The sequence below is a fragment of the Sphingopyxis macrogoltabida genome (genome assembly GCF_001307295.1).
GTDB classification, from domain to species: Bacteria; Pseudomonadota; Alphaproteobacteria; order Sphingomonadales; family Sphingomonadaceae; genus Sphingopyxis; species Sphingopyxis macrogoltabida_B.
The window spans coordinates 2,301,761-2,325,898 of record NZ_CP012700.1 but is presented as its reverse complement, the minus strand read 5'-3'; the positions used below and the strand labels follow the sequence as shown (position 1 = coordinate 2,325,898).

At 64.8% G+C, this 24,138-nt stretch carries 23 protein-coding genes; 14 read left to right on the top strand and 9 right to left on the bottom strand.

Annotated elements, in window-relative coordinates; all coding sequences use genetic code 11:
- Positions 1–24 precede the first annotated feature (24 nt).
- The 4 genes from AN936_RS10980 to AN936_RS10965 all read right to left on the bottom strand — a co-directional run bounded on the left by AN936_RS10980 (position 25) and on the right by AN936_RS10965 (position 3,674).
- Positions 25–1,008 (bottom strand): phosphotransferase family protein, encoded by a 984-nt coding sequence (locus AN936_RS10980; RefSeq protein ID WP_054588194.1) that lies wholly within the window; start codon positions 1,006–1,008, stop codon positions 25–27.
- 4 nt (positions 1,009–1,012) lie between these two features.
- On the bottom strand, positions 1,013–2,215 hold the full coding sequence (locus AN936_RS10975) for a hypothetical protein (RefSeq protein WP_054588193.1): 1,203 nt from the start codon (positions 2,213–2,215) through the stop codon (positions 1,013–1,015).
- Positions 2,216–2,465: 250 nt separating this feature from the next.
- Positions 2,466–2,816: an EthD family reductase gene (locus AN936_RS10970; protein WP_054588192.1), complete on the bottom strand. Its 351-nt coding sequence runs from the start codon at positions 2,814–2,816 to the stop codon at positions 2,466–2,468.
- Positions 2,817–2,945: 129 nt separating this feature from the next.
- Positions 2,946–3,674 (bottom strand): GntR family transcriptional regulator, encoded by a 729-nt coding sequence (locus AN936_RS10965; protein WP_158500075.1) that lies wholly within the window; start codon positions 3,672–3,674, stop codon positions 2,946–2,948.
- A gap of 223 nt (positions 3,675–3,897) precedes the next feature.
- Here AN936_RS10965 and AN936_RS10960 point away from each other — a divergent pair, with 223 nt between their 5' ends.
- From AN936_RS10960 to AN936_RS10925, 8 genes are all read left to right on the top strand, one after another.
- Positions 3,898–6,210, top strand: a complete 2,313-nt coding sequence (locus tag AN936_RS10960; RefSeq protein ID WP_149037646.1) for a TonB-dependent receptor — start codon at positions 3,898–3,900, stop codon at positions 6,208–6,210.
- 168 nt (positions 6,211–6,378) lie between these two features.
- On the top strand, positions 6,379–7,119 hold the full coding sequence (locus AN936_RS10955; protein ID WP_054588189.1) for a helix-turn-helix domain-containing protein: 741 nt from the start codon (positions 6,379–6,381) through the stop codon (positions 7,117–7,119).
- A gap of 371 nt (positions 7,120–7,490) precedes the next feature.
- Complete coding sequence (locus AN936_RS10950) at positions 7,491–8,552, top strand: zinc-binding dehydrogenase (RefSeq protein ID WP_054588188.1); 1,062 nt, start codon at positions 7,491–7,493, stop codon at positions 8,550–8,552.
- Complete coding sequence (locus tag AN936_RS10945) at positions 8,549–9,577, top strand: phosphotransferase family protein (protein WP_054588187.1); 1,029 nt, start codon at positions 8,549–8,551, stop codon at positions 9,575–9,577. Before AN936_RS10950 ends, AN936_RS10945 begins: the two co-directional genes overlap by 4 nt.
- Entirely contained in the window at positions 9,574–9,981 is a 408-nt protein-coding gene (locus tag AN936_RS10940; RefSeq protein ID WP_054588186.1) for a hypothetical protein, read from the top strand. The genes AN936_RS10945 and AN936_RS10940 overlap by 4 nt, the downstream gene beginning before the upstream one ends.
- A gap of 24 nt (positions 9,982–10,005) precedes the next feature.
- Positions 10,006–11,118, top strand: a complete 1,113-nt coding sequence (locus AN936_RS10935) for a hypothetical protein (RefSeq protein WP_054588185.1) — start codon at positions 10,006–10,008, stop codon at positions 11,116–11,118.
- 4 nt (positions 11,119–11,122) lie between these two features.
- Complete coding sequence (locus AN936_RS10930) at positions 11,123–11,896, top strand: SDR family NAD(P)-dependent oxidoreductase (protein ID WP_054588184.1); 774 nt, start codon at positions 11,123–11,125, stop codon at positions 11,894–11,896.
- The gene (locus AN936_RS10925) at positions 11,893–12,267 is read left to right on the top strand and encodes a limonene-1,2-epoxide hydrolase family protein (protein ID WP_054588183.1); all 375 of its coding nucleotides are present in this window, start codon (positions 11,893–11,895) and stop codon (positions 12,265–12,267) included. The genes AN936_RS10930 and AN936_RS10925 overlap by 4 nt, the downstream gene beginning before the upstream one ends.
- 6 nt (positions 12,268–12,273) lie before the next feature.
- On the opposite strand, the gene AN936_RS10920 is transcribed toward AN936_RS10925, so the two are convergent.
- From AN936_RS10920 to AN936_RS10905, 4 genes are all read right to left on the bottom strand, one after another.
- Positions 12,274–13,071, bottom strand: a complete 798-nt coding sequence (locus AN936_RS10920) for an SDR family NAD(P)-dependent oxidoreductase (protein WP_054588182.1) — start codon at positions 13,069–13,071, stop codon at positions 12,274–12,276.
- Between the two features lie 9 nt (positions 13,072–13,080).
- Entirely contained in the window at positions 13,081–13,515 is a 435-nt protein-coding gene (locus tag AN936_RS10915; protein ID WP_054588181.1) for a GFA family protein, read from the bottom strand.
- Positions 13,516–13,579: 64 nt separating this feature from the next.
- Positions 13,580–15,847 (bottom strand): TonB-dependent receptor, encoded by a 2,268-nt coding sequence (locus AN936_RS10910; protein ID WP_158500074.1) that lies wholly within the window; start codon positions 15,845–15,847, stop codon positions 13,580–13,582.
- 192 nt (positions 15,848–16,039) lie between these two features.
- A complete protein-coding gene (locus tag AN936_RS10905) occupies positions 16,040–17,305 on the bottom strand; it encodes a cytochrome P450 (protein WP_054588179.1) in 1,266 nt (421 codons plus the stop codon).
- A 148-nt stretch (positions 17,306–17,453) separates the two neighbouring features.
- On the opposite strand from AN936_RS10905, the gene AN936_RS10900 reads away from it, so the two are divergent.
- Positions 17,454–18,455, top strand: a complete 1,002-nt coding sequence (locus AN936_RS10900) for a LysR family transcriptional regulator (protein WP_054588178.1) — start codon at positions 17,454–17,456, stop codon at positions 18,453–18,455.
- On the opposite strand, the gene AN936_RS10895 is transcribed toward AN936_RS10900, so the two are convergent.
- Positions 18,456–18,833: a nuclear transport factor 2 family protein gene (locus AN936_RS10895; protein WP_054588177.1), complete on the bottom strand. Its 378-nt coding sequence runs from the start codon at positions 18,831–18,833 to the stop codon at positions 18,456–18,458.
- 193 nt (positions 18,834–19,026) lie between these two features.
- On the opposite strand from AN936_RS10895, the gene AN936_RS10890 reads away from it, so the two are divergent.
- Genes AN936_RS10890 through AN936_RS10870 form a run of 5 tightly spaced genes read left to right on the top strand, consistent with a single transcriptional unit; the run spans position 19,027 to position 24,132 of the window.
- A complete protein-coding gene (locus tag AN936_RS10890) occupies positions 19,027–20,121 on the top strand; it encodes a phosphotransferase family protein (RefSeq protein WP_054588176.1) in 1,095 nt (364 codons plus the stop codon).
- A complete protein-coding gene (locus AN936_RS10885) occupies positions 20,122–21,537 on the top strand; it encodes an aldehyde dehydrogenase family protein (RefSeq protein WP_054588175.1) in 1,416 nt (471 codons plus the stop codon).
- Positions 21,534–22,301, top strand: a complete 768-nt coding sequence (locus AN936_RS10880; protein ID WP_054588174.1) for an SDR family NAD(P)-dependent oxidoreductase — start codon at positions 21,534–21,536, stop codon at positions 22,299–22,301. Before AN936_RS10885 ends, AN936_RS10880 begins: the two co-directional genes overlap by 4 nt.
- Positions 22,298–23,116: an SDR family NAD(P)-dependent oxidoreductase gene (locus AN936_RS10875; protein ID WP_054588173.1), complete on the top strand. Its 819-nt coding sequence runs from the start codon at positions 22,298–22,300 to the stop codon at positions 23,114–23,116. The genes AN936_RS10880 and AN936_RS10875 overlap by 4 nt, the downstream gene beginning before the upstream one ends.
- Complete coding sequence (locus AN936_RS10870; protein WP_234715813.1) at positions 23,116–24,132, top strand: zinc-dependent alcohol dehydrogenase family protein; 1,017 nt, start codon at positions 23,116–23,118, stop codon at positions 24,130–24,132. The genes AN936_RS10875 and AN936_RS10870 overlap by 1 nt, the downstream gene beginning before the upstream one ends.
- The last annotated feature ends 6 nt before the right edge of the window (positions 24,133–24,138 follow it).

The following is a 24,138-nucleotide window of genomic DNA, read 5'->3' as shown; positions in this document are numbered from 1 at the left end:
ATTCGCTCGCAATGACGAAGTCTTTCACCCTGCCGCCATCGCGCGCTTCTCCAGCAGCGCCACATAGGCGGGGAGCACCCCGGCAAAAGCCTGAAAACGCGGATCGGCGATACGGCCGCTGTTGAAGAGATAGGCTCCGACAGAGATGATCGCGGCGACCTTCGCCTGTCCCAGCACCGCATAGCGCGCGACGTCGACGGCGGTGCGGCCGGTGCCCTTTTCCCACTCGGCGATCATCCGCTCGGCCGACCACCAGCCGGGCAGGGCAAAGCCCGCGTCGGCAAGCGAGGCCTCGCCCTGATCATGGAACATCAGCACATAGCCGAGATCGAGCAAAGGATCCGAAATTTGGGCCATTTCCCAGTCGAGCAGCGCGGTCAGGCGGCCTTCGTGCCACAGGCAATTGCCATGCTTCGGGTCGCCGTGCACCGGGGTCGGCGCACCGCTGGTGCGCGGCGGGCGCTTGGCCAGATCCTCGAGGATATCGACCAGCACCGGCATCGACTCCGCCCCGCGCGCGACGTCGAGCCAGTGCTGCGCCTCCTGCTGCACCGTTCGTTCGCCCGGCGGCATCGCGCCGGCGGGCATGTTATGCAGCGCGATCAGCGCGTCGAACCACTGGCGGCAGACGCTGTCGGCGCCGGCGTCCGGATCGGCGGCGAGCCAGTCGGGCACCGCATATTCGAACGCCTCGCCCGGCACCTGTCCCATCAAGAAAAATTCGTCGCCGAGGACGGACGGGTCGGTGCAGAGTTCGAGGACGGGCGGCAGCGGGACATCGGGAGCGGAGTTTGCGACCGCCGACAGGACGGCGTGCTGCCGCGCCATATCATAGGGCGGCAGCAGGCCTTCCTCGGACGGTGGCATGCGCAGCACCTCGCCGATACCGTCGACCAGATAGGTCTCGTTCGAGTGCCCCGCCGACAGCGTGGTCACCCCGGTGATGCCGGCGCCGCGCGGCAGGAAGTCGCGCAGGCCGGCGGCGAGCTGGTCGGTATCGCGCACCATCGGGTCAGACGATCGAGTTCGCTGCGGTCAGCCCGAGTTCGGGATGCGCGCCGTGGATGATCGTTTCCATGATGCCGTAGCCGACCGCGTCGCCCTGCCGCACGCGGATCGGGCAGTCGCGAAGCTGGCGGATGCGCTTCAGCGTCTCGACGTCCATCGTGTCGGGGAAATATTCGCCCTCGATCGTCAGCGGGCCGTGCCAGCTGCCATGCTTGCGCCCGTCGAAGCCCAGATAGAGGCCGGGGCCGAGGTGGACGCCGGCGGTGCCCATCACTTCGACCTCGACGCTGTGGGTGCCGCCCTGCAGCATGTCGAAATGAACCGTCCCGCCGAGCAGGCGCCGGGTCTTGTCGTCGTAGCGCAGTTCGGGGCGCACGCGCGCGACCTTTTCCTGCGTGCCGTCGGGCAGGTTGCGATAGCCCGACGAGTAGAAGATGTGGCCCTGTTTCGACATGTGATAGAAATGGAAGGAGGAGCGTTCGCCGTTCGGGCTTTCGAGCATGAACGGGCTCCAGACGAGCACGAACTCGCCTTCGCCAAACTTGACGTCGCCGAAGTCCGACGAGGGGCGGACGTCGGCGTTGTGCGCGCCGACGTCGAGCCGGGTGCCCCAGCTATGGTCGCGATATTCGGTCCATTCCTCGGGGTTGACCTCGAACCGCTCGCCCTCGATCTCGACCCAGCCCGACGGCACGCCGATCTGGTGGTAGCGGACAACGTCGGAGCCAACGCGGAAGCCGTCGCGTTCGCGCTGTTTGTGGCGATCCTCGAAGAACGGCGGCATTTCGGCGGAGAAGGTTATGTCGTAGCTGATCGGCTGCGCGTCGTTTTTCGCGAGTGCGTAACGGACCTTCTTGAGCGGTTCGATGATCTCGTAGGTCAGCGGGCCGACCTCGGTAATCGAGGGATCGTCGCGCAGTTCGCGGTTGGCGCGTACCGTCCATTGCTCCGACCCGCGCGACACCGCCGCCCAGCCGTCGAGCACGCCGCGGTTATGATAGCGGCCGAGCCCGAAATCGATCCCCATCGTGCCGTCCTTGCGGACGATCGCCGACCAGATCTTCTCGGTCCAGCTCTGTTCGGAGGTCGAGACGGTCGAAAAGGTATCGACGATCTGGTGATTCAGTACCTCGTCGAGCGCGGTGATATAGCCGATGTCGCTCATCGCGTTGCGGACATAGGGGGTGTTGGGATTGTAACCGGACATCGTCGCTCTCCTGGGTGGGTTTGGGTCCGTACTCAATGACCACGCCGTCGAGGCGCCCAAATGGCGAACAGGTCGGGCCGAAAGACGCGCGGGGAAGGCTGGTTGCCTTTCCAAGTGGCGTTCGGCCCGAGATGGAAGCCATTTGGGCGTCCCGCAGGGATTTGATCAAAATGGCCCATCACAGCGTCGAGAAGTCTTGAAATATCGACATATTCCTTCGCCTTTTCTCCTCGTGCTGAGCCATTTTGCTTCAAACCTCGACGGCGTGGTCATTGAGTACGGTCCCATGGGCTGCGGCCAGTTTGCTGACCTGCAGGATGGGGGTGACATTGGTGTAATTGGGAATGTCGGCGAACAGCGTCGCGCCCTCGGCGGCGATGCCGGCGTCGAACGCGGCGCGCGACGTGAAATGCATCTCGCTGACGGCCCAGAAGGGCGGCGGCGATCCGTCGAGCGCGGCGGCGCCGATGGTGGTGCGAATCGCCTTCAGCCCGTGCGGCGCCAGCAGCGCCTGCGCGGTCCTGGCATGCGACATTTGGTAATAGCCGGCGTCGAACCGGCTACCCGGCTCGTTCGGATAAATGGCTGTGATGCACAGCATGACCCACCTCTACCGCGGCGCGCGATTCGTCGCGGCTCGTTGAGAGGGAACTAAACGTGTCGGACGATTTCGTCCAGTGATTTTAACGGACGCATTGCGGGCGTGTGCGACTGTTAAGCTTGAAAATCCCTAGATTTCCAACGATGGGAAGGCGTGAGACGGCAATTCGTGGATCGTTTTTCGCGTGCCGTCGAAGTGCTTTTTAACCGCGCGATCGGCTCCGGCGGGGTCGTTTTCGACGATCGCCTTGGTGATTTTCGCATAGCCCGAGGCGTGCAGCATCCGCTGCCGTTCGGTCTGGATCGTCTCGACCTGCGCGCGGAACAGGTCGGTGCGGCTGAGCGGCATCGCGCGCGCGAGTTCCATATTGCCGCCGATGTCGATCATCGCGTCATAGAATTGCCGCCGGCGATCGAGGTAGAGCCCGCGATTGCGCTCCCTCGTCGCGGTATCAATGTTTGCGGCTGCGGCCAGCATGCGGCGGCGCTGCGCCTCGGTGCCGCAATTTTCGGCAGCGAGTCGCGCGCCCAAGCGCGCCAGCGGTTCGAGCGTGTCGAGCAGGTCGAGCACCGATTTGCGGTCGAGCGTGCTGATATAGGCGCCGCGAAAGCGGTTGAGGGTGACGATCCCGGCCGCCGCGAGATGCTTGAGCGCTTCGCGCAAGGACCCCCGGCTGATGCCGAGCCGGCGCGTCAGATCGGGTTCCAGCAGGTGCTGTCCGGGCACGAATGACCCCGACCTTATGCCCTGCAAGATCGATTCCGAAACGCGGTCGGCGGCGCTGGCGACCGATCCGTCGCTTGCCGTCTTTGCCTCCGCCGCTTCGTCCGCTGTCGCACTTTTCCGTGCCGTTTTCATATTTGTCGCCATTTCGGTTCCTGCCCCTGAATGTCCCGCATGTAACTTATGCGGCACCCGGCGTCCATCATCTGTCTTCGAAACCGTCTTACACTGTCATCACACGAAATCGTCGAACGATATTGACGGATGTCCGTCAATGTGAAATGAAGACGTCCGGCGGGGCGTCCTCGCCGGGACATGGACTCGCGAAAATGCGGGCCACAACGGGAGGAGAGGATCGATGGGTTCCATGCGTGTCGCCATTTCAATCGGCTGTTCGATGCTGGCATTGGGGGCTGCGCCGGCCGCCGCCTATGGCCAGGAAGCAGGGCCGGCCGCGCCCGCGGCGAGCGGGTTCGACGGCAACGAGATCATCGTCACCGCGAACAAGCGCGAGGAATCGATCAACCGCGTCGGGCTGACGATCAAGGCGGTCGGCGCGGAAGACCTCAGCGAACGCCAGATCACCTCCGCCGCCGATATTGCACAGGCGGTCCCCGGCCTCAGCTACACCAACAGCGCCAACAACACGCCGGTGTTCACGCTGCGCGGTGTCGGCTTCTACGACACCTCGCTCGGCTCCTATCCGACCGCCAGCGTCTATCTCGACCAGGTTCCGCTGCCGTTCCCGGTGCTGACCACGCTGACCGCATTCGACCTCGAGCGCATCGAGGTGCTGAAGGGGCCGCAGGGCACGCTGTTCGGGCAGAATTCCACCGGCGGTGCGATCAACTATATCGCCGCCAAACCCACTGCCGATTTCGAGGCGGGGGTCGAGGCGAGCTATGGCCGCTTCAACCATTTTATCGGCAATGCCTATATCAGCGGTCCGCTGAGCGAGACGCTTCGCGCCCGCGTCGCCATTCGCGGCGCGCGCAGCGGGCCCTGGCAGAAAAGCTATACCCGCGACGACGAAAACGGCCGCGTCCGCGAACTCGCGGGCCGCTTCCTGCTCGACTGGGAGCCGAGCGACACGATGAGCTTCCAGCTCAACATCAACGGCTGGCAGGACAAGAGCGACCCGCTCGCGGTGCAATATCTCGCCTTCAACGAACAGGCGGTGTCGAACACCCAGATCGTCCGCGACTATCCGCGATCGCCGCTGACGTCGCGGGCCGCCGACTGGTCGACCGACAACGGCATGTTCATCAACCGCAAGTTCGCGCAGGCTTCGCTGCGCGGCGATATCGAATTGGGCGGCGGTCTGACGCTGACCTCGATTTCGGCGTATAGCCGGTTCAATCAGCGCGGCGCTCTCGATCAGGACGGGATGAACCTGCAGGACATCGACCTGCGCGCTTTTGCCGGGCGCATCCGCAGCCTTTCGCAGGAATTGCGGATCGCCAACGATCCGGCCAGCCGCGTCCGGTTCATCGTCGGCGGTAACTACAGCCGCGACAAGGTCTATTATATCGAGAACCTGCTCTATGGAGACTCGTCGGCCTTTTACAATTTCGGGATCACGACCAGCGAAAATTACAGCGACCAGCGGATGCGCAATCTTGCCGCGTTCGGCAATGTCGAGTTCGACATCGGCGATAAGCTGACCGTCAAGGGCGGCATCCGCTATACCGATGCGCGGCGCAGTGCGACCATCTGTAACCGCGACGGCGGCGACGGCCTGACCTCGGCGCTGTTCACCTTCTTCTCGCGCCTGCTGTCGGGCGACCCGACCCGGCCGGCGCTGGGTCCGACCGACTGTTTCGTGCTCGACGAGAATTTCTTCAACGGGCCGGAGTTCAAGAGCCAGCTCAACGAGGACAATATCTCGTGGCGCGCGGGCGTCGATTTCAAGCCGTCGAGCGACCTGCTCATCTATGCCAATGTGTCGAAGGGCTACAAGGCGGGGACGTTCGGGAACATCAACGCCTCGTCGACCGCGCAGTTCAATCCCGCGGTGCAGGAATCGATCCTCAATTACGAGGGTGGTTTCAAGGCGCAGTTCGCCGATCGCCGCGTGTCGCTGAACGGTGCGGTCTTCTATATGGACTATCGCAACAAGCAGCTTCGCTCGAAACTGATCGATGCGACCTTCGGAATTCTCGATGCGATCATCAACATCCCAAAATCGCATCTTCAGGGCTTCGAACTGGAGTTGCAGGCGCGGCCGACAGAGGGGCTGAGCGTCGGCGCGGCGCTGACCTATGTCGACTCCGAGATCGACCGTTATGTCGGCGTCAATGCGGGCGGCGTGCAGGCGGACTTTGCCGGGACGCGGGTGCCCTTCACCCCGAAGTGGCAGGCCGCCACCAATATGCGCGCCGACATTCCACTGAGCAGCGGACTCAATCTGTTCGGCGGCGCCCAACTGACCTATCGCAGCGCCACCAACGCGATCGTCGGCGAAACGCCGCTGTACAAGATCGACGATTATGCGCTGCTCGACCTGCAACTGGGGATCGAGGAACCCGACGGCCGCTGGAAAGCGACGCTGTGGGGCAAGAATGTCACCGGCACCTATTATTGGACCAACGTCGTTGCGGGGCAGGACACCGTCGTCCGCTATGCGGCAAAACCGGCGACCTATGGCGTGACGCTCGGCTACCGCTTCTGACGGTCCGTCGCGGCGGGCGCCAAGGGGAGGCCGGGTTTCCTTTGCGTCCGTCGCCCGCCAGCCTGTGGACTCCTGTCGCGCGGTCATGGTAGGACGAAATCGTTCAAAGAAGCTTTGAACGGGACGACGCGGCAAAAGCCGTGCGTGAAGGGAGAGGAGCGAGGAAACATGCTGGTTTCACGCGATATTGCGGCCCGGGCCGACCAGATGATCGCATCGTGCGGTCTCGACAGTCTGTCGATCTTCTTTTCGGCGCAGTCACAGGGTGCGACCGACCTGACCTATTTGTTCCACCATGGCGTCTCCGAAGAGGCGCAGCATGCGTACAAGGACGGCCGGGTGTTCGAGGAAGACCCCTTCACACGGGTGATCGATCGCACCGACCGCTGCGGCCGGATGATCCGCTGGGGCGAGGACCGGCTCGACCGCGTCGCCGACGGTGCGACCGAATATCGCCAGTTCATCAACTGCCATTCGGTCGATGTCGTCGGCGCGTGGGTGCAGCAGGTGCTGCCCGATTTCTACCTGCTGATCGGCGCACATTGCCACCCGGACGGGCACCGCAAATCGGACGTCGCGCACGGGTTGCTCGAACGGGAAAGCGCGGCGATTTCGCAGATGGTGGTCAGCCAGTTGTTCGAGGAGATCCTGGCGGGTACCGGGGGCCGCGGCACGTTGCAGGCGGCGCTCTCCGACAGCGGACCCGCCGCCGGCGGGGTCGCGGCGAAACTGTCGTCGCGCGAGTTGCAGATCGCCCAGCTCATCGGTGCGGGAAAGCAGAACAAGCAGGTCGCCTTCATCGCCGGCATCTCCGAATTCACCGTCGAAAACCATTTGCGGCGCATCTATCGCAAGCTGGATGTCCATAATCGCGCAGCGATGACCGCCAAGATTTTCGGCAGTCATTAGGACCCGTGCTCGATTGCAGCGCGGTCGAGGTTTGAAGCAAAATGGCTCAGTGCAAGGAGGGAAGGCGAAGACATATGTCGATATGTCGAGACTTCTCGACGAAGCAATGGGCCATTTTGATCAAATCCCTACGGGACGCCCAAATGGCTTCCCTCCCGGCCTGAAAGCCGCTTGGAAAGGCAACCAGCCTTTCCGGCGCGTCTTTCCGGCCGAGATGTTCGCCATTTGGGCGCCTCGACCGCGCTGCAATCGAGCACGGGTCCCAGGCAATAGCGGGTTTCCGTCACTGGCGATGACGCGCGCCGGACCATAGCCTCTTTCCATGATCCGCAGCGCCTTTCGGGAATGCGGACGATTGGGAATGGAAGTCTATGAAGGCCATGGTCCTCGATGGCGGCACGCTCGCCCTGACCGATATCGCCGAGCCGGTGCCCGGCGCCGGGCAATTGCTGACCCGGCCGCTGGTGTGCGGTGTGTGCGGCAGTGACCTGCATGCCAAGGATCATAGCGATCATCTGTGCAACCTGCTCCACCGTGCGGGTTTTCGCGGCTTCATGGACCCCGCGAAGCCGGTCGTGATGGGGCATGAATATTGCTGCGAGGTCCTCGAAGCCTCGAACGGGTTCGAGCGCGGCCAGCGTGTCGTTGCGCAGCCGTTCATCGCCGGGCCGGACGGCGTCGAACTGATCGGCTATTCGAACCGCTTCAACGGCGCTTTTGCCGAACAGATGCTGCTCCAGGCCGATACGGCCTTCGCGGTGCCCGATCATGTGCCGACCGATATCGCGGCGCTGACCGAACCGCTCTCGGTTGCCGTCCACGCGGTTGCCGAAAGCGGCGCCGATGCGAGCTGTGCCTTTGCCGTCTTCGGTTGCGGCCCGGTGGGATTGTTCGTGATCAGGCGGCTGAAGGCACGCGGCTTCGGGCCGGTGCTCGCGATCGAACCCAATGCGGCGCGGCGCGAGATGGCGGCGCGGCTGGGTGCCGACGCCGTGCTCGCGCCCGGCGATGCGGCGGGCGAGGGGTGGTGGAACGACCTTGGCCTGCCGCTTGGCCTGTCGGATGCGATGGCGCGGGCACCCGAGCTGAAGAAGCGCGAGCGGGCGATCCTGTTCGACTGCGTTGGCAAGCCCGGCATGCTGATGGCGATCGGCGCGGCGGCGCCGGTCGGTGCGACGATCACCGTGGTCGGCACCTGTATGGAAACCGATCCGATCGAGCCTGCCTTCTTCCTGCAAAAGGCGCTGCAACTGCGTTTCGTCTTTGCCTATTCGCCCGCCGATTTCGCCGATGCCTTTGCAATGATCTCGGCCGATCCCGACAGCCTCGCGCCGATGGTCACTGGAACGGTCGGCCTTGCCGACGTCGATCGCGCCTTCGCATCGCTGTCGGGGGGCGGGTCCGACATCAAGCTGATGGTGACCCCGACATGAAAGCGCTGACCGAAGCCGATATGACCGCCTATCTGCAGGCGCGCTTTCCGGATTGGCGCGATGTGCGGATTGACGGGCTGCACCGGCTGCCGCTCGGCGCTTCGCGCGAGACCTACCGGTTCGACCTTTCCTATGCGGATGCCGAGGGGCCCCACCGCGACCGGCTGATCCTGCGCCGCGACCCGCCGGTCAGCAACGTCGATAGCGACCGCCACCACGAATATAGTTCGTACCGCGCGATCCATGGCCATGGCATTCCGGTGCCGCGGATGATCTTGCTCGAGGAAGACCCCGGCCCGATGGGCGGCGCGATCTCGATCGCCGAGGATCTGCGCGGTTATCACAACAGCGAATATCAGCTTCAGGAACCGGATTGGCAGGACAAGCTGCCGCATATCGCCGAGCAGATGTGGGGCACGATGGGGCGCCTCGCCGCGGTGCCGGTCGAAAAACTCGATCTGGAGTTCATGGTCCCCGCGACGCCCGAGAGCACGGCGATGCAGGAACTCGATTTCTGGGAAGCGACGCTCGACAAGAATGACGTCGGCCCCGAACCGGTCACCCGCGCCGCGATCCGCTGGCTGCGCCGCAACCCGCCGCCGCCGGCGCAGAAGCTGGCGATGGTGCATGGCGATTTCCGCGCCGGGAATTTCCTTTACGACGACGGCGGCAATCTGGTCGCGGTGCTCGACTGGGAAATGGCGCATCGCGGCGATCCCTTGGAGGATCTCGCGTGGAGCCTCGCGCGCGTCTTTTCCTTTGGCAAGGACGAGCGGCGCAGCGGCATCGCGCCGCGCGAGGATGCGATCCGCATCTGGGAGGCGGCGAGCGGGCTCAACGCCGATCCCGAGGCCTTGCACTGGTGGGAGTTGCTCAATTGCGTGAAGGGGCAGGGCATCTGGAATAGCTGCGCCCACGCGTGGACGACGACGAGCGGCGAGCGCGAGGTGATCCATGCCTATGCCGCCTGGTGGCTGCGCAATGCGCAGGACCGCGCGATACTCGAACTGATGGGGCATTTATGAAACCGTCGATCCCGGTCGCCGCGCGTGACCTTGCCGCGCGTTTGCGCGCCGAAATCGTCCCCGAACTCACCGGCTTTCGCGCCAATAATGTCGCGATGGGATCGGCGATGATCGACATGATCGCCGAAGAGTTCGACCGCGCCGCGGCGCGATTGTTCGAAGAGAATGCGGCGGTGCGCGCGCTGTTGCAGCGTGGGGGCGTCGCGATCGCGACCCCCGCGGCGCCCGACCTCCGTGTATCGGCGCTCGAAGCCGAGAATGACCGGCTGCGCGCTGCGCTCATCGACTTGCAGGCGGCGCTCGAAGACCGCGACGATGACGAAGCGCGCGCGCTCGATGCCGATATCTGGCGCGAACTCGCACGCTCGGTCGAGCGACGCCGCGTCGCCTCCGCCAATTTCTGATCCCTCCCCATATTGGAGATAAACATGCTGACCGCCGCCGACGATTTCGCGATCCACCAGACTCCCGAGCCGATCGCCTATTCGGGCACCGACCGCAATTTCTATGACCGTTACTGGTTCAACGGCTACGAGCCCGACGGGTCGCTGTTCTTCCTGGCCGGCATGGGCATCTATCCGCACCTCAACATCATCGACTGCGGCATTTCGATTCAGGTCGACGGGGTGCAGCATTGCCTGCGCGGCAGCCGCGTCCTGACCGATCGCATGGACACGTCGGTCGGCCCGATCCGCATCGAGGTGGTCGAGCCGCTCCAGAAGCTGCGGATCGTCGTCGACGAGCATGACGGTATCGCCGCCGACATCACGATCACCGGCCGCGCCTTTCCGATCGAGGAACCGCGCTTCATGCGCCGCGTCGGTACCAAGGGTTTCCTCGACTATACGCGCCTGACCCAGAACGGCCACTGGACCGGCTGGATCAGCATCGACGGCAAACGCATCGATTTGAGCCCGCTGTGCACCGGCACCCGCGACCGGTCGTGGGGGACGCGTCCGATCGGCATGTCGGACCCGCAGCCCAATCCACTGGCGGGCGAGCAGGGCTATTTCTGGCAATGGACCCCGCTCAATTTCAAGGACAAGAGCTTCTTCTTCCACATCGCCGCCGAGCCGAGCGGGCATGTGTGGAACAAAAGGTCGGTGCTCTGCCCCGACGGTACCGGCCCCGAATCCTTCCTCGAAACCGAAAATGCGGAGATGGAAACGGTGCTCGAACCCGGTACGCTGTGGCCGAAGAGCGGCGTGCTGACCGTCGATTACGGCACCGGTCCCTACCGGCTGGAGTTCGAACCGTTCCATCGGATGCAGATGAAGGGCATCGGCTATTTCCACAGCGAATGGTTCCACGGCAATTACCATGGTGCGCTGCGCGTCGAGCGCGAGGATTTCGCGGTCGCCGATCTCGACCCGACAAAGCTTGAGAATTTGCACGTCCAGCGGCTGTCACGGGTCCGGATGACCGAGCCCGACGGCACGGTCGAGGAAACGATCGGCACGTTCGAACAGGCGATACTTGGTGCTTATGCGCCGCTGGGCGTCGAGAGCGCGATGGACATCACGCGCTGGGACAAGGACTGATCCGATGGGAAAATTGAGCGGTAGGGCGGCGATCGTCACCGGCGGCACCGACGGGATCGGCTACGCCATCGTCAGCCGGCTGCTCGACGACGGGGCGCAGGTGCTGTTCTGCGGCCGGACGCAGGCGCGGGGCGACGAGGCGCTGCGGCGCCTCGCCAACCCGGACGCGCATTTCATGGCGACCGACGTCGGCGAAGAGGGCGACGTCGAGGCGCTGATCGCGCATGCGGTCGAACTGTTCGGCGGTCTCGACATCCTTGTCAACAATGCGGCGGTTGCCGCGGTGGCATTGATCCACGAGCATAGCACCGAGGACTGGCGGCGCAGCAATGCGGTGAATTATGACTCGGTCTTCTTCTCCTCGCGCGCCGCGATCCCGCACCTGCGCAAGACCAAGGGCACGATCATCAACATCGCGTCGATTTCGGGGCTGGGCGGCGAGGGGGCCTATCCCTCCTATTCGGCCCAGAAGGGGGCGGTCATCCAGCTGACGCGGGCGATGGCGGTCTATCATGCGCGCGAGGGCGTGCGGATCAACGCCATCTGTCCGGGGTTCATCGAGACCCCGGCCACCGACGCGTTCAAGGCGTTGCCCGACCTGCTCGACCGCTGGATCAAGGAAATCCCGGCGCAGCGCCCGGGGCGGCCGGAAGAGATCGCGAACCTGACCGCCTTCCTCGCTTCCGACGAGGCAGGTTTCATGTTCGGGTCGATCGTCGTCGCCGACGGCGGCGTCAGCGCCGGTTCGGGTCAGCCGACGCAGGTTCCGCTCGGGTGACGGCCGGTCCGGTCGCCGTGGTCGAGGCACTGGTGGCGGCGTTCAATCGCCGCGATGCCACGGCCATCGCCGGATTGCTGGCCGACGATGTCGTGTGCGCGGGTATCCCGCTCGAACCGGCGCATGGCCGCGCGGCGACGATGGACATGCTGGCGCCGTTTCTGGCTGCGGAGGCGATCGACTGGCGCATTCTCGCCATCGCGGCGAACGGCAATATCGTCTTCACCGAGCGCGAGGATCGTTTCCGTTTTGCGGGACAGGGCTGGACATCGGTGCGCGCCGCCGGGATTTTCGAGATCGACGGCAGCGGCCGTATCGCTGCCTGGCGCGATTATTTCGACCTTGCCGAGCTCGAGCGCGCGATGCCCTGACGCCGGTCAGGCGGCGGTATAGCCGCCGTCGGCGATAAATTCGGAACCGGTGATGAAGGCGGCGGCGTCGCTTGCGAGGAAGGCGATCAGCGGCGCGATGTCGTTGGCATCGCCGAGCCGGCCCATCGGGATTAGTTTTGTCCATGCCGCCAGCGCGGCCTCTGGGGTGAGGGGGGTGCCTTCGGCATCGGTGGGCGGGTCCCAACTGGCGCCAAGGTTCGTTGCCACCGGCCCGGGCAGGACGGCATTGACCCGGATGCCCGTGCCGGCCAGCTCGATCGCCACCGCCTTGCTGAGTCCGCGCACCGCACCCTTGGACGCGCTGTAGGCCGCGAACTGCGCGCCGCCGACCTTGCCATAGACCGAAGAGATGTTGACGATCGAGGTGGTCCCAGCGCCTGCGGCGATCGCGGCGCGCATCAGCGGCAACGCGCCCTGCATCCCCATATAGATGCCCTCGACATTGATCGCCATCTGCCGCCGCAGAATGTCGATCCCGGCTTCGGCAAAGGGTTTGGACATCATGATGCCGGCGTTGTTGACGAGGATATCGAGCCGGCCGAATGCCGCGCCCGCCTGCCCGAACACCGCGTGCCATGCGTCGGCGCTGGTGACGTCATGCGTCGCTGTCAGTACGTCGCCGTCGAGCTCGGCAGCAAACGCCTCCAGCCCGGCGGTATCGATGTCGGTCAGCAGCAGCCGCGCGCCCAGCGCATGAAACAGCGTCGCCGTCTGGCGGCCGATGCCCGACGCGGCCCCGGTGATGACGGCGACCTTGCCGTCCAGATTCAGGATTGCGCTCATTCGATTGTCCTAGATGTTCGATCCGGCGTGGCGTTCGGTTCCGGCCAGTGCGGGCAGGAAGGGCAGGGCGCGGTCGCAATAGACCTCGATCGCGGGATGGAGCCCGGTCGGGTCATCGAGCGTGCCCGCCTTGATCAGCATGATGCCCGGCATCGGTTCGATCGTCGACAGGATCGGCGATCCGCAGGCGGGGCAAAAGACGCGCGCGACCGTCCGGCCGCTGTCGCTGCTGTCGTGGAATGTCCGGGTTTCGCCCTGCAGGTCGAAATCCGCTTCGGGCACCGCCGCGACAATCCCGAAGGCGCTGCCCGACTGGCGCTGGCAGTGGCGGCAATGACAGATGGCGGTGAGCAAAGGCGCACCGCCGAAGCTGTAACGCACACTGCCGCAGAGGCAGCCGCCGGTGGTGCGTTCGGATGTCGGCTTGTCGGTCGTCCTATTCATCGGTCGTTGTACGGGAACGGCAACCGGCGGGACCCGAAGACCCCGCCGGCCACTCTCCTTTTTCCTAGAATTTGTAGCGCGCGGTCACGCCATACATGCGCGGCGGTGCGTGGAGCAGATAGTCGTAACCAAAGGCATCGCGCAGGTTGAGGCCGTACATGAAGTATTTCTTGTTGAAGATATTGGTCGCCCACAGCCGGACGGACAATTGCTCGCCTTCCCAGCCCAGCGTCGCGTCGGCGAGCACATGGCCGGGCGAGTTGAGGAACTGGTTGCCGGCCTCGTTGTTGAACGGCGAGAAGAACTGCTTGCTGGTGTAGACGAGGTTCGGCGAGAAGACGACTTCGCCCGATCCGATCGACCCGATCGTCCAGTCGGCACCGGCGTTGATCGTCCATGTCGGCGCATTCGGCAGGTTGTTGCCGTCGAGATTGACCCCCGAAAGCGTCAATTTGTCATAGGTGGCGTCGAGCCAGGTGACCGACAGGTTCGCGGTCAGCGACGACACCGGCCGGATATTGAGTTCGGCCTCGACCCCCTTGATCGTCGACCCCGGTGCCGAGCGGATGAAACCGGTGGTACCGATGACCTCGTTGAGCTGCTGGTTCTTGTATTTGGTCAGGAACGCTGCGGTGGTGAAGGTCGCCATCCCGTCGAACAACCGTGTCTTGGCGCCGATTTCATAGGCATCGACCTGTTCGGGCGGCACGAAATCGATCGGGTTGCCGCCGTAGAACTGGCTGGCGAACGACCCCGCGCGATAGCCGCGGCTATAGTTGGCGTAGAGCATCGATCCGCTGTCGAAAGTGTAGTCGATGCCGACCTTGCCCGTGACGCGGCTGCTCTTGCGGCGCTTCGACGCTTCGGGGGTGATCACCCCGGTCGGCGAGATGCTGCCGTGGGTGAAGGTGATCGCCGCGGCGTCGGGATCGGTCGGATCGAAATCATAGGTGCCGAACGCCGGCGACGTGGTTGGGTCGGCAAAGGCGGTCAGGAAGGAATAGGCATCGTAATGATGGTTGCTGTCCTTCGTATAGCGCACGCCGAGGGTGAAGCCGAAATGGTCGCCGATGTCCTGGTCAAGCTGTGCGAAGGCGGCGTAGCTGTTCCGCTCCTGCCGGTAGTGCTGGTAGAAATAGAGCGTGCTGACGAGACGATATTTGTCGACGTTGTTGATGCTGTCCCAACCGTAATAGACGCCGGCCTGCACATTGGTGCTGTCGCCGCTGTACGCCAGCTTCACTTCCTGGTTGAACTGCTTGTAGACGTCGCCGTAGTTGGTCTGCAGGAAGCCGACGACGGGCGTGCCCGATCCTTCTTGTGACAGCGCCTGCTTCGACCAATCATAGGCGGTCAGCGTCTGGAGCGAGAGGCTGTCGGTCAGTTCGTAATTGATGTTGAACTGGACGCCCGCATTCTTGACGTCGTTGAAGCCGAGGTCGGGCTGGTTGGTCTCGAAGAAGCTGAGATTGTCGTTCGAGCGGAAATAGGTCGAGGTGCCGGTGCCGTCGTTGCGGTGGAAGGCGGCGGCCTGCGTCGGCTTGCCCTTGCTGCCCGTGAACTTCAGCATCATGTCCAGCTTTTCGCTGGGCTTGGCGCGGATGATCAGGCGGCCGGCGATCGAATCCTTGGAATTGGCGTCGGGCTGGCCGGGGAAGATATTCTTCACATAACCGTCGGCCTCGACATAATTGACCGCAGCGCGAAAGCCGAGAACGTCGTCGATCAGCGTGCCTTCGATCGCGCCCTGGCCGCGGACTTCATTGAAGCGGCCATAGCCTGCCTCGACATAACCGCGCGCACCCGGTTCGAGGTTCGGCTTGTTCGAGATGAAGTTGATCGCGCCACCGGTGGTGTTGCGGCCGTAGAGCGTGCCCTGCGGCCCGCGCAGCGCCTCGACGCGTTCGAGGTCGTAAAGCTGCAACCCGTGCATCGTGCGGGCGCTGAGGTAATTGTCGTCGGTATAGACGCCGACCGGCGACACCTGGTTGGCGCCATATTCATTGCCCACGCCGATGCCGCGCATCGTGAAATTGGGCTGCGCCTCGCCGAACGCGCTCGTCACCTGGAGCGAGGGAACCGAGCCGCTGAGGTCGAAGCTGGACGTGATCCCCTGGCGCGTCAGGTCTTCGGTGTTGAGCGCCGAGACGGCGACCGGGACCTTCATCAGCGATTCCGAGCGGCGCTGCGCGGTGACGACGATATCGACGATGCCGCCCGAAGCTTCGGCTTCGGCGGGCGTTTCACCGCCGCTGTCCTGCGCCCATGCCGGCGTCGAAGCCAGCGCGGTCGCGCCGAGCAGAGCAGCCGAAAATACGCGAAATGCTGTCATAAGGTCCTCCATCCCATCTATTTTGTCACCGCGGCTTCGTGGCCGCGGGTCTTGTTGACTGTGTCCCACCCACACCCATGTCCTGTCCAATCGAGACTGTTCGCCGATCCATTGGAAAAAGGCATGGAAAGCCTGCTATTATCTGCCTCTCTCTAGCCAAGATCGCGCAGCGGATAGCGTGACTGATTTCCGTCATCCACCGGTGACGGACGCTGCTCCCTCGCAGCGATAGCGGATCGGCAAGCGTTTGAGCCCCGACACGAAATTGGCCTTCACCCATGCCGGCTCGCCGGCGAGCTCGATGTCATCGATGCGCGCGAGCAGTTCGGTGAAGAGAATCCGGATTTCCATCTTGGCGAGAAACTGGCCGAGGCAGACGTGCGGGCCGTAGCCAAACGCGAGTTGACGGTTCGGTTTGCGGTCTATGCGAAATTCCATCGGATCGTCGAATGCCGCCTCGTCGCGGTTCGCCGAGGGATAGCACATCATCAGGCTGTCGCCGGCCTTCACCGATTGTCCGCCGACCTCGCAATCCGCCACCGCAGTGCGGAAGAAATGTTTTACCGGTGTCGTCCAGCGGATGAACTCGTCAACCGCTTGGGGCATCAGATCGGGGTTGGCGCGCAGCTTCGCCATCTGGTCGGGATTGCGGATCAGCGCCAGCAGGCCGCCCGAGATCGCCGAACTGGTGGTGTCGTGTCCCGCCGCCGCGATGATCAGGAAATAGGCGTTGCGCTCGGCCTCGCCGATCGGCGCGCCGTCGATCGTCGCGGTCGACAACAGCGTCGCGACATCGTCCTGCGGATTCACCAGCCGGTCGGCGACGACGCGGCCGAAATAGTCGTTGAACGCGGCAAAGGCCTCGAGCATCGATGCCATGCCTTCGCCGCCGCCGGTGTCGGCATCGCTGCCGCCGAACACTTTCTGGGACAGTTCGAGCATCAAGGGCTCGTCTTCGCGCGGCACGCCGAGGACGATCATGATCGTGCGCAGCGGATACCAGGCGGCGATCTCCTTCGCAAAGTCGCAGGTGCCGCCCATCGCGACCATGCGGTCGACGGTTTCGCGGGCCAGTTCGGTGATCTTCTCCTCGAGCGCGCGGACGCTCTTGGCGCCGAACCAGTCGGCGGTCAGCGCGCGATAGGCCTTGTGATCGGGGTTATCCATCGCGACGAGGTTGCGCGCGAAATTGCTTTCGCCGGTCTGTTCCTCCATCATCTGCTGGTCGTCGATGGTGACGAGGAACTGGCGCGGCTCGTTGCGGAAATTGGCGGCATCCAGTTCCACCCGCATGATGTCGGCGTGCCGGGTCACCGCCCAGAAGGGGTGATATTGGGCCGGCGCGCACCAATGCACCGGATCGGCGCTGCGCAGTTCGGCGAAGATCTGGTGATACAGCGCTTCGTCCGCGTAAGTCGCCGGATCGGTGATGATCTCGTCGATATTGTCCGCGAGCATATGGGGCACGTCGGTTCTCCTCTCGGCGCCTTGGTAGGGAGCCGGGGCGGGCTGCGTCCAATCGGGTTTCGCGGTGAATCGATAGACCCCGCCAATCGATCTGTTATGCTTGGCGGCAATTGCCGACAGAGCGATTGGGTTAGAGGATATGCAGCATCTCGATTTCAAGCTGCTGCGCAGCTTTGCCGCGGTTGCCCGCGAAAGCTCGGTCACCCGGGCGGCCGAACGGCTGCACCTGACCCAGCCGACGGTGTCGGGGCAGATCAAGGAACTCGAACAGATATTGGGGTTCGTGCTGTTCCACCGCACCTCGCGTAGCGTGACGCTCAGCGAACAGGGGGCGCGGCTGTTGCCCAAGGTCGAAGCGTTGCTGGAGGGCGCCGAAGCGGTGCGCCGCGACGCCGAGGAAATGCAGCATGCGACGACAACGCAATTCCGGCTGGGCGCGGCGATGTACACGATGGACTTCACCGATCGTATCGACCTGCTCGACGCCTTTGCCGCGGCGCGCCCCGAAATCCGGCATACGATCGACAACCGTTTGCAGTCGGACCAGATCCGCGACCTGCTGACCGACCGGCTCGACGCCGCGCTGTTGCTCGGCATCGCGACGGACACACCGGCGAGTGAATTCACTCGCGACGTGCCCTTCGGCCATATCGTCAACGAGGTGCAATATCCCGACGCGCTCGAACGTGTCGTGCTGTGCCGCCGCAAGATCGGGCTGCTGGTTCCGGAAGAGAGCGAACTCGCGGTGATGGACATGATCCCCGGCGCCGCGCTCGCCGGACGTCGGGTCGCGATGCTGAGCGGCGAGCATGGCGATGCCTTTATCAACCCGATGGTCAGTTTCATGCTGTCGCACGGCGCGATTCCGCTCGCACCGTCCGAAGGCAATGCGCTGGCGATCGAACGCTATGCGCTGCGCAGCGGCAATTGCTGTATCGGCATCGGCTGGTTTCCGACCCCGGCCGGGCTGGTGCTGCGGCCCGTCGAGGGCATGAATTTCTTCATGGATTTCTCGGTCGTGCTGGGCACGGCGCCGAACAAGGCGGCGCGGCGCTTCTTCGAATTTGCGGAGCGCTGGCAGGCCGGGCGCGAGGCCGCGGGCGAAAGCGTCGAGCGGCTGCCGATCGCGTCGTTCGGCTGATCAAGCTGCAAGATCGAACGTCGCGTTGACGTGCGCGCTGTCGCTATATTCGCGCACCTCGCATATGGCGTCGCCGCGAAAGTGGAACAGGAAGATATAGCGATTGTCATAGATGCGGCCGTTGATCAGCCGTGCCGCCGATGTCGCTTCGATCATGACGCTGTCGTCCTGCGCCATGATCAGGCCGGTCGTGATGGCGATGCCGCTTTCGGTTTGCGTGTGCAGTGTGGCGAGGAGTGCGGCAAACTCCGCCACCGGCAGATCGAGCCCGCCGTTCCACCACCAGCGTGCGTCGGACGTGAACGGATCGAGCGGGACTGTTCCCGTGCCGATCGCGGCCAATATGGCGAGCGCGTGCTGCGTGCGGTCGTTGGTCATGGCTTTCCTCTCCCGGCGAGGACGTCATCTTCCCGCCGGCGGGGCGGCGATACCAATTGTTTCGGCGGCGCCATCCATCGGAGCCGCCAATAGGTCGGCGGCAAAGGCCGATTGGACTTTGATCCGGTGGCTCCGCATCCTTGCCGCCGGACATGCCGGAACAGGTCCAGAAACCGGCGTCGGGAGAGAATGAGTGAACCTTGCCAACGCGCCCGCGGGTCTTGTCGCGGACCGCCCGGTTCCGCGACCGGAGAATGTCGACGCCGCCTGGATCGAAACCATGCTGGCGGGGGCGGGATATAGCGTTGCGGTTGCCGCGCTCTCGGTCGAACGGATCGGCACCGGACAGCTTGGCGATACGGCGCGCTTCCGCCTGACCTATGCACCCGGCAGCGATGCCGCGCCTGCGACGCTGATCGGCAAGTTTTCGTCGACCGACCCGACCAGCCTCGACGTCGCCGCCACATGGTCGCTCTACACGCGCGAGGTGCGTTTCTATCGCGAACTTGCCGCGAAGGCGCGGATCGTGGTGCCTGTTTGCTATGGTGCACAAATCGACGCGGCGGGCGGTTTTGCCCTCCTGCTCGAAGACCTCGCCCCCGCTGCGCCGGGCGATCAGTTCAAGGGGTTGTCGGACCGCCATGCCGAGCGTGCGGTGCGCGAAGCGGCCCGGCTCCACGCTGCCTTCTGGGAGCAGGGCGAGAGCGCCGAATATAGCTGGCTTGACACCGAGGCGGGCGCGCAGCCCTTTTATACGCCGGGGATATTCCGGTCGACCTGGCCCGGTTTTCGCGATCGCTATGACGCGCTGCTCAGCGACCGGCAAAGAGAGGTCTGCGACGCTCTGGCCGAGGGGTACGATGTTTATGATCGTCCGCGCCCGCGCCCCCGCTGCATCACGCACAATGATTTCCGGCCCGATAACATGCTGTTCGACGACGACCGGCTGGTGGTCGTCGACTGGCAGTCGGTGGCGCTGGGCGCCGGCGCGGTCGACGTCGCCTATCTGATCGGTGGCGGTTATGCGCCCGAAGCGCGGCGCGCCGTCGAACCGGTGCTGATCGACGCCTATCTCGACGAATTGGGCGGGCAGGGGGTGACCGGCTATTCGCGCGCGGAATTCGAAGCCGATTACCGCCACTTCACCTTCGCCGGCATCAATGTCGCGGTCGGCGCCGCGATGCTGGTCCAGCGCACCGAGCGCGGCGACCAGATGTTCCTGACCATGCTCGATCGCCACGTCAGCCACGTGCTCGACCACGACGCCCTGTCCCTGCTCCGGGAGTGAATGATGATCAACACCGCCTTTAACATGACCATCGACGGTCGCCCCGAAAATGCGTCCGACCAGATTGCGGTAGTCAACCCCGCGACCGAAGCGGTGGTCGCGACGATCCCCGACTGTTCGCAGGCGCAACTCGACCGGGCGGTCGCCGCGGCGCGTGCCGCATTTCCCGGCTGGCGCGCGACGTCCTACGCCGACCGGCAGGCGGCGCTGCGGGCGATCGGGGCGCTGGTGGCGGAACATGCCGAGGAACTGAAACAGTTGCTCACCGCCGAACAGGGCAAGCCGCACGCCGCGGCGTTGGCGGAGATCCAGGCGGCGGCGTGGTGGATCGGCGTGGTCGCCGACCAGCAGCTCCCCGAAACGATCAGCGACGCCATGCCCGGGCAGCGCAGCGTGACGCGGCACGTTCCGCTCGGCGTCGTCGGTGCGATCGTGCCGTGGAATTTCCCCGTCCTGCTTGCGATCTGGAAGATCGGCCCGGCATTGCTCACCGGCAATACGATGGTGCTCAAACCCTCGCCCTTCACGCCGCTTGCGACGCTGCGGCTCGGCGAACTGCTGCAGAGCGTGTTGCCGCCGGGGGTGCTCAATATCGTATCGGGCGGCGATGCGCTGGGCCCGATGATGTCGGAGCATGGCGACATCGACAAGATCAGCTTTACCGGATCGACCGCGACGGGGCGGCGGGTGATGGCCAGCGCGGCGGCGAACCTCAAGCGGCTGACGCTCGAACTCGGCGGCAACGACGCCGCGATCGTCCTGCCGGATGCGAAGGTCGCCGATATTGCCGAACCGCTGTTCTGGGCCGCCTTCACCAACAGCGGGCAGGTGTGCGTCGCGGCGAAGCGGATGTTCGTCCACGACAGCATTTATGACGAACTGTCGGCGGCGTTGGTCGAGATCGCGGGTCGCGTCCGCATCGGCGACGGCGCGGACCCCGACAGCGCGTTGGGCCCGGTCCAGAACCGCGCACAATATGAGCGTGTCAAGGCGATGATCGCCGACAGCCGCAATGCGGGGCACCGCTTCATGACCGGCGGCGAGCCGGGCGAGGGGCCGGGTTATTTCGTGCCGGTGACGCTGGTCGACAATCCACCCGACGAGGCGCGGGTCGTCGCCGAAGAGGCGTTCGGGCCGGTGTTGCCGCTGCTGCGCTATCACGATATCGACGAAGCCGTCGCGCGCGCCAATGCGTCCGAATATGGGCTCGGCGGGTCGGTGTGGTCGTCGGATCCCGCCGCCGCCGCCGCGGTTGCTGCGCGGCTGGAAACCGGCACGGTCTGGATCAATTCGGCGCAAGGGCTGACCCCGTTCGCGGCCTTTGCCGGACACAAGCAATCGGGCATCGGCGCCGAAAACGGCATGGACGGCCTGCTCGAATTCACCGTTCCCCAGACGATCCATCACCCGGCATGAGCGGCACGTCCCCCCTTCTCGACGGCAAGGTCGTCATCGTCACCGGCGCCGGGTCGGGCATCGGCCGCGCCGCCGCACGCGTTTTTGCCGAGGACGGTGCGCAGCTGGCGTTGTTCGACCGCGATCCGCGTGGAAACGAAGAGACGCGCGACCTGATCGGCGGCAGCGCGCGGGCGTGGACCTGCAACGTGGCGGACGAAGCCTCGGTTGCGGAGGCGGTTGCCGGGGTGGTCGCGACGTTCGGCCGGCTCGACGGTGCGTTCAACAATGCCGGGATCGAGATGGCGAACAAGCTGGTGCCCGATCTCGACGCCGCCGAATGGGCGCGGATCATGGACATCAACCTGACCGGCGTTTTCCTGTGCATGAAATATCAGACGCGGGCGATGCAGGGGGCCGGCGGCGCGATCGTAAACAATTCGTCGGGCGACGGCATCATCGGCGCGCCCTACGCCAGCGATTATGTCGCGACGAAACATGGCGTGGTCGGCCTGACCCGCGCCGCGGCGTGCGAGACGCGTTATACGGGGGTGCGGGTCAATGCGGTGCTCCCCGGGCTGATCCTGACCCCGATGGTCGAGGAACGGTTGCTCGGCAATCCGGCGTTCGAGGCGCAGGTCGCGCCGATGGTCGAGCGCCATTCGATCGGCCGCTTCGGCCAGCCCGAGGAGGTCGGACAGGCGGCATGCTGGCTGCTCAGCGACCGTGCCTCCTTCGTCAACGGCGCGCTGCTGACTGTCGACGGCGGATATACTGCGCGATGAGTGGACGGTTCGACGGCAAGGTCGCGATCGTCACCGGCGGTGCGTCCGGGATCGGCGAAGCGACGGTACGGCGCCTGCACGGGGAAGGGGCGACGGTGGTCGTCGCCGACATTCGTCAGGAGGCGATCGATACTCTGGCCGCATCGCTGAACAGCGGCCGGATCATCGGCCACCGCGTCGACATGATCGACGCCGCCGATATCGAGGCGATGATCGCCGCGGCCGTCGCCCGCTGCGGCCGGCTCGACATTCTCGTCAACAATGCCGGGATCGGTTCGTTCGGCAAGATCACCGACATCGATCTGGCCCACTGGCGCGAGGTGATGGGGGTCGACGTCGAAGGCGTGATGTGGGCGAGCCGGACGGCGATGCCGCACCTCGAACGCACCGGGGGCAATATTGTCAACGTCGCGTCGATCGCCGGGATTGGCGGCGATTACGGCTTTGCTGCCTATAATGCGGCGAAGGCAGCGGCGATCAACCTGACGCGGGCGATGGCGCTCGACCATGCACCGCGGGTGCGGGTGAATGTCGTCAGCCCGGGACTGACGCGCACCCCGCTCGCGACCGGCCTCACCGAGAATCCCGCGATCATGGCGGCGTGGACCGACGGCCTGCCGCTCGGGCGGCCGGCGGAACCCGCCGAGGTTGCGGCGGCGATCGCTTTCCTTGCCTCGGGCGACGCCAGCTATGTCAACGGCCACAATCTGGTCGTCGACGGGGGCGGGGTTGCGCACACCGGCATGCCCAATTTTACCCGCATCCTCGATGGCGCCAGCCATCTCGACGGGGCCGAGACACTGGTGAAACGCTGATGACGGATATGAGAAACTTCATCGGGCTGACCGAACGGCCGAGCCTCGACAATATCGCGGTCACACAGGGACCGGTTCCGGTTCCGGGGCCGGGCGAGGTGCTGGTCCGCGTTCGTGCGACGTCGCTCAACTATCATGACTATCTGGTGGTCGCCGGTTTTATCCCGCAGCCCGCGGGGCGCATTCCGATGTCCGACGGCGCCGGCGAAATCGCCGCGCTCGACCCCGGGGTCAAGGGCTGGCGGGTCGGCGACCGCGTCATGGGCGCCTTCTTCCCCGACTGGGTCGACGGCCCGCCGACCGACGCGAACAATGCGGCGATTTCGGGTGAGACCGTCGATGGTTTTGCCGCCGATCATGTCGTCGTGCCCGCGCATTCGCTGTCGGCGATGCCTGCGGGATGGTCGTTCGCCGAGGCGGCGACGCTGCCGTGCGCCGGGCTGACGGCCTGGCGCGCGCTCCGTGTCGAGGGACGCCTTGAGGCGGGGGCGACGGTGCTGCTGCCGGGATCGGGCGGGCTGTCGGTGTTCATGCTCCAGATCGCAAAAGCGATCGGCATCCGCACCGTCATGATCTCTTCGTCCGACGACAAGCTGGCGCGCCTGAAAGAACTCGGCGCCGATCATGGCATCAATTACCGCAGCCTACCCGACTGGGCGCCCGCGGTGCGCGAGCTGACCGGGGGAAGGGGCGTCGACCTGGCGCTCGACATCGGCGGCCAGTCGACCTTTGCGCACTCGGTCGCCGCGTGCCGCATGGGCGGGCATCTGCTCGTCGTCGGGTCGACCTCGAACGGCGCGCCCGAACTGCCGCTGCGTGATGTGGTGATGCGGCATATCCGGATCGGGGGTATGGCGGTCGGCAGCGTCGCGCATCTCGCCGATCTGGTCCGTTTCGTCGAAGCGCACGCGATTCGTCCGGTGATCGACCGCGACTTTCCCCTGGCCGAACTCGGCGCCGCCTTCCGTCACCAGCTCTCGGGTGCGCACATGGGCAAGATCACAGTTTCGCTCTGACGCGTC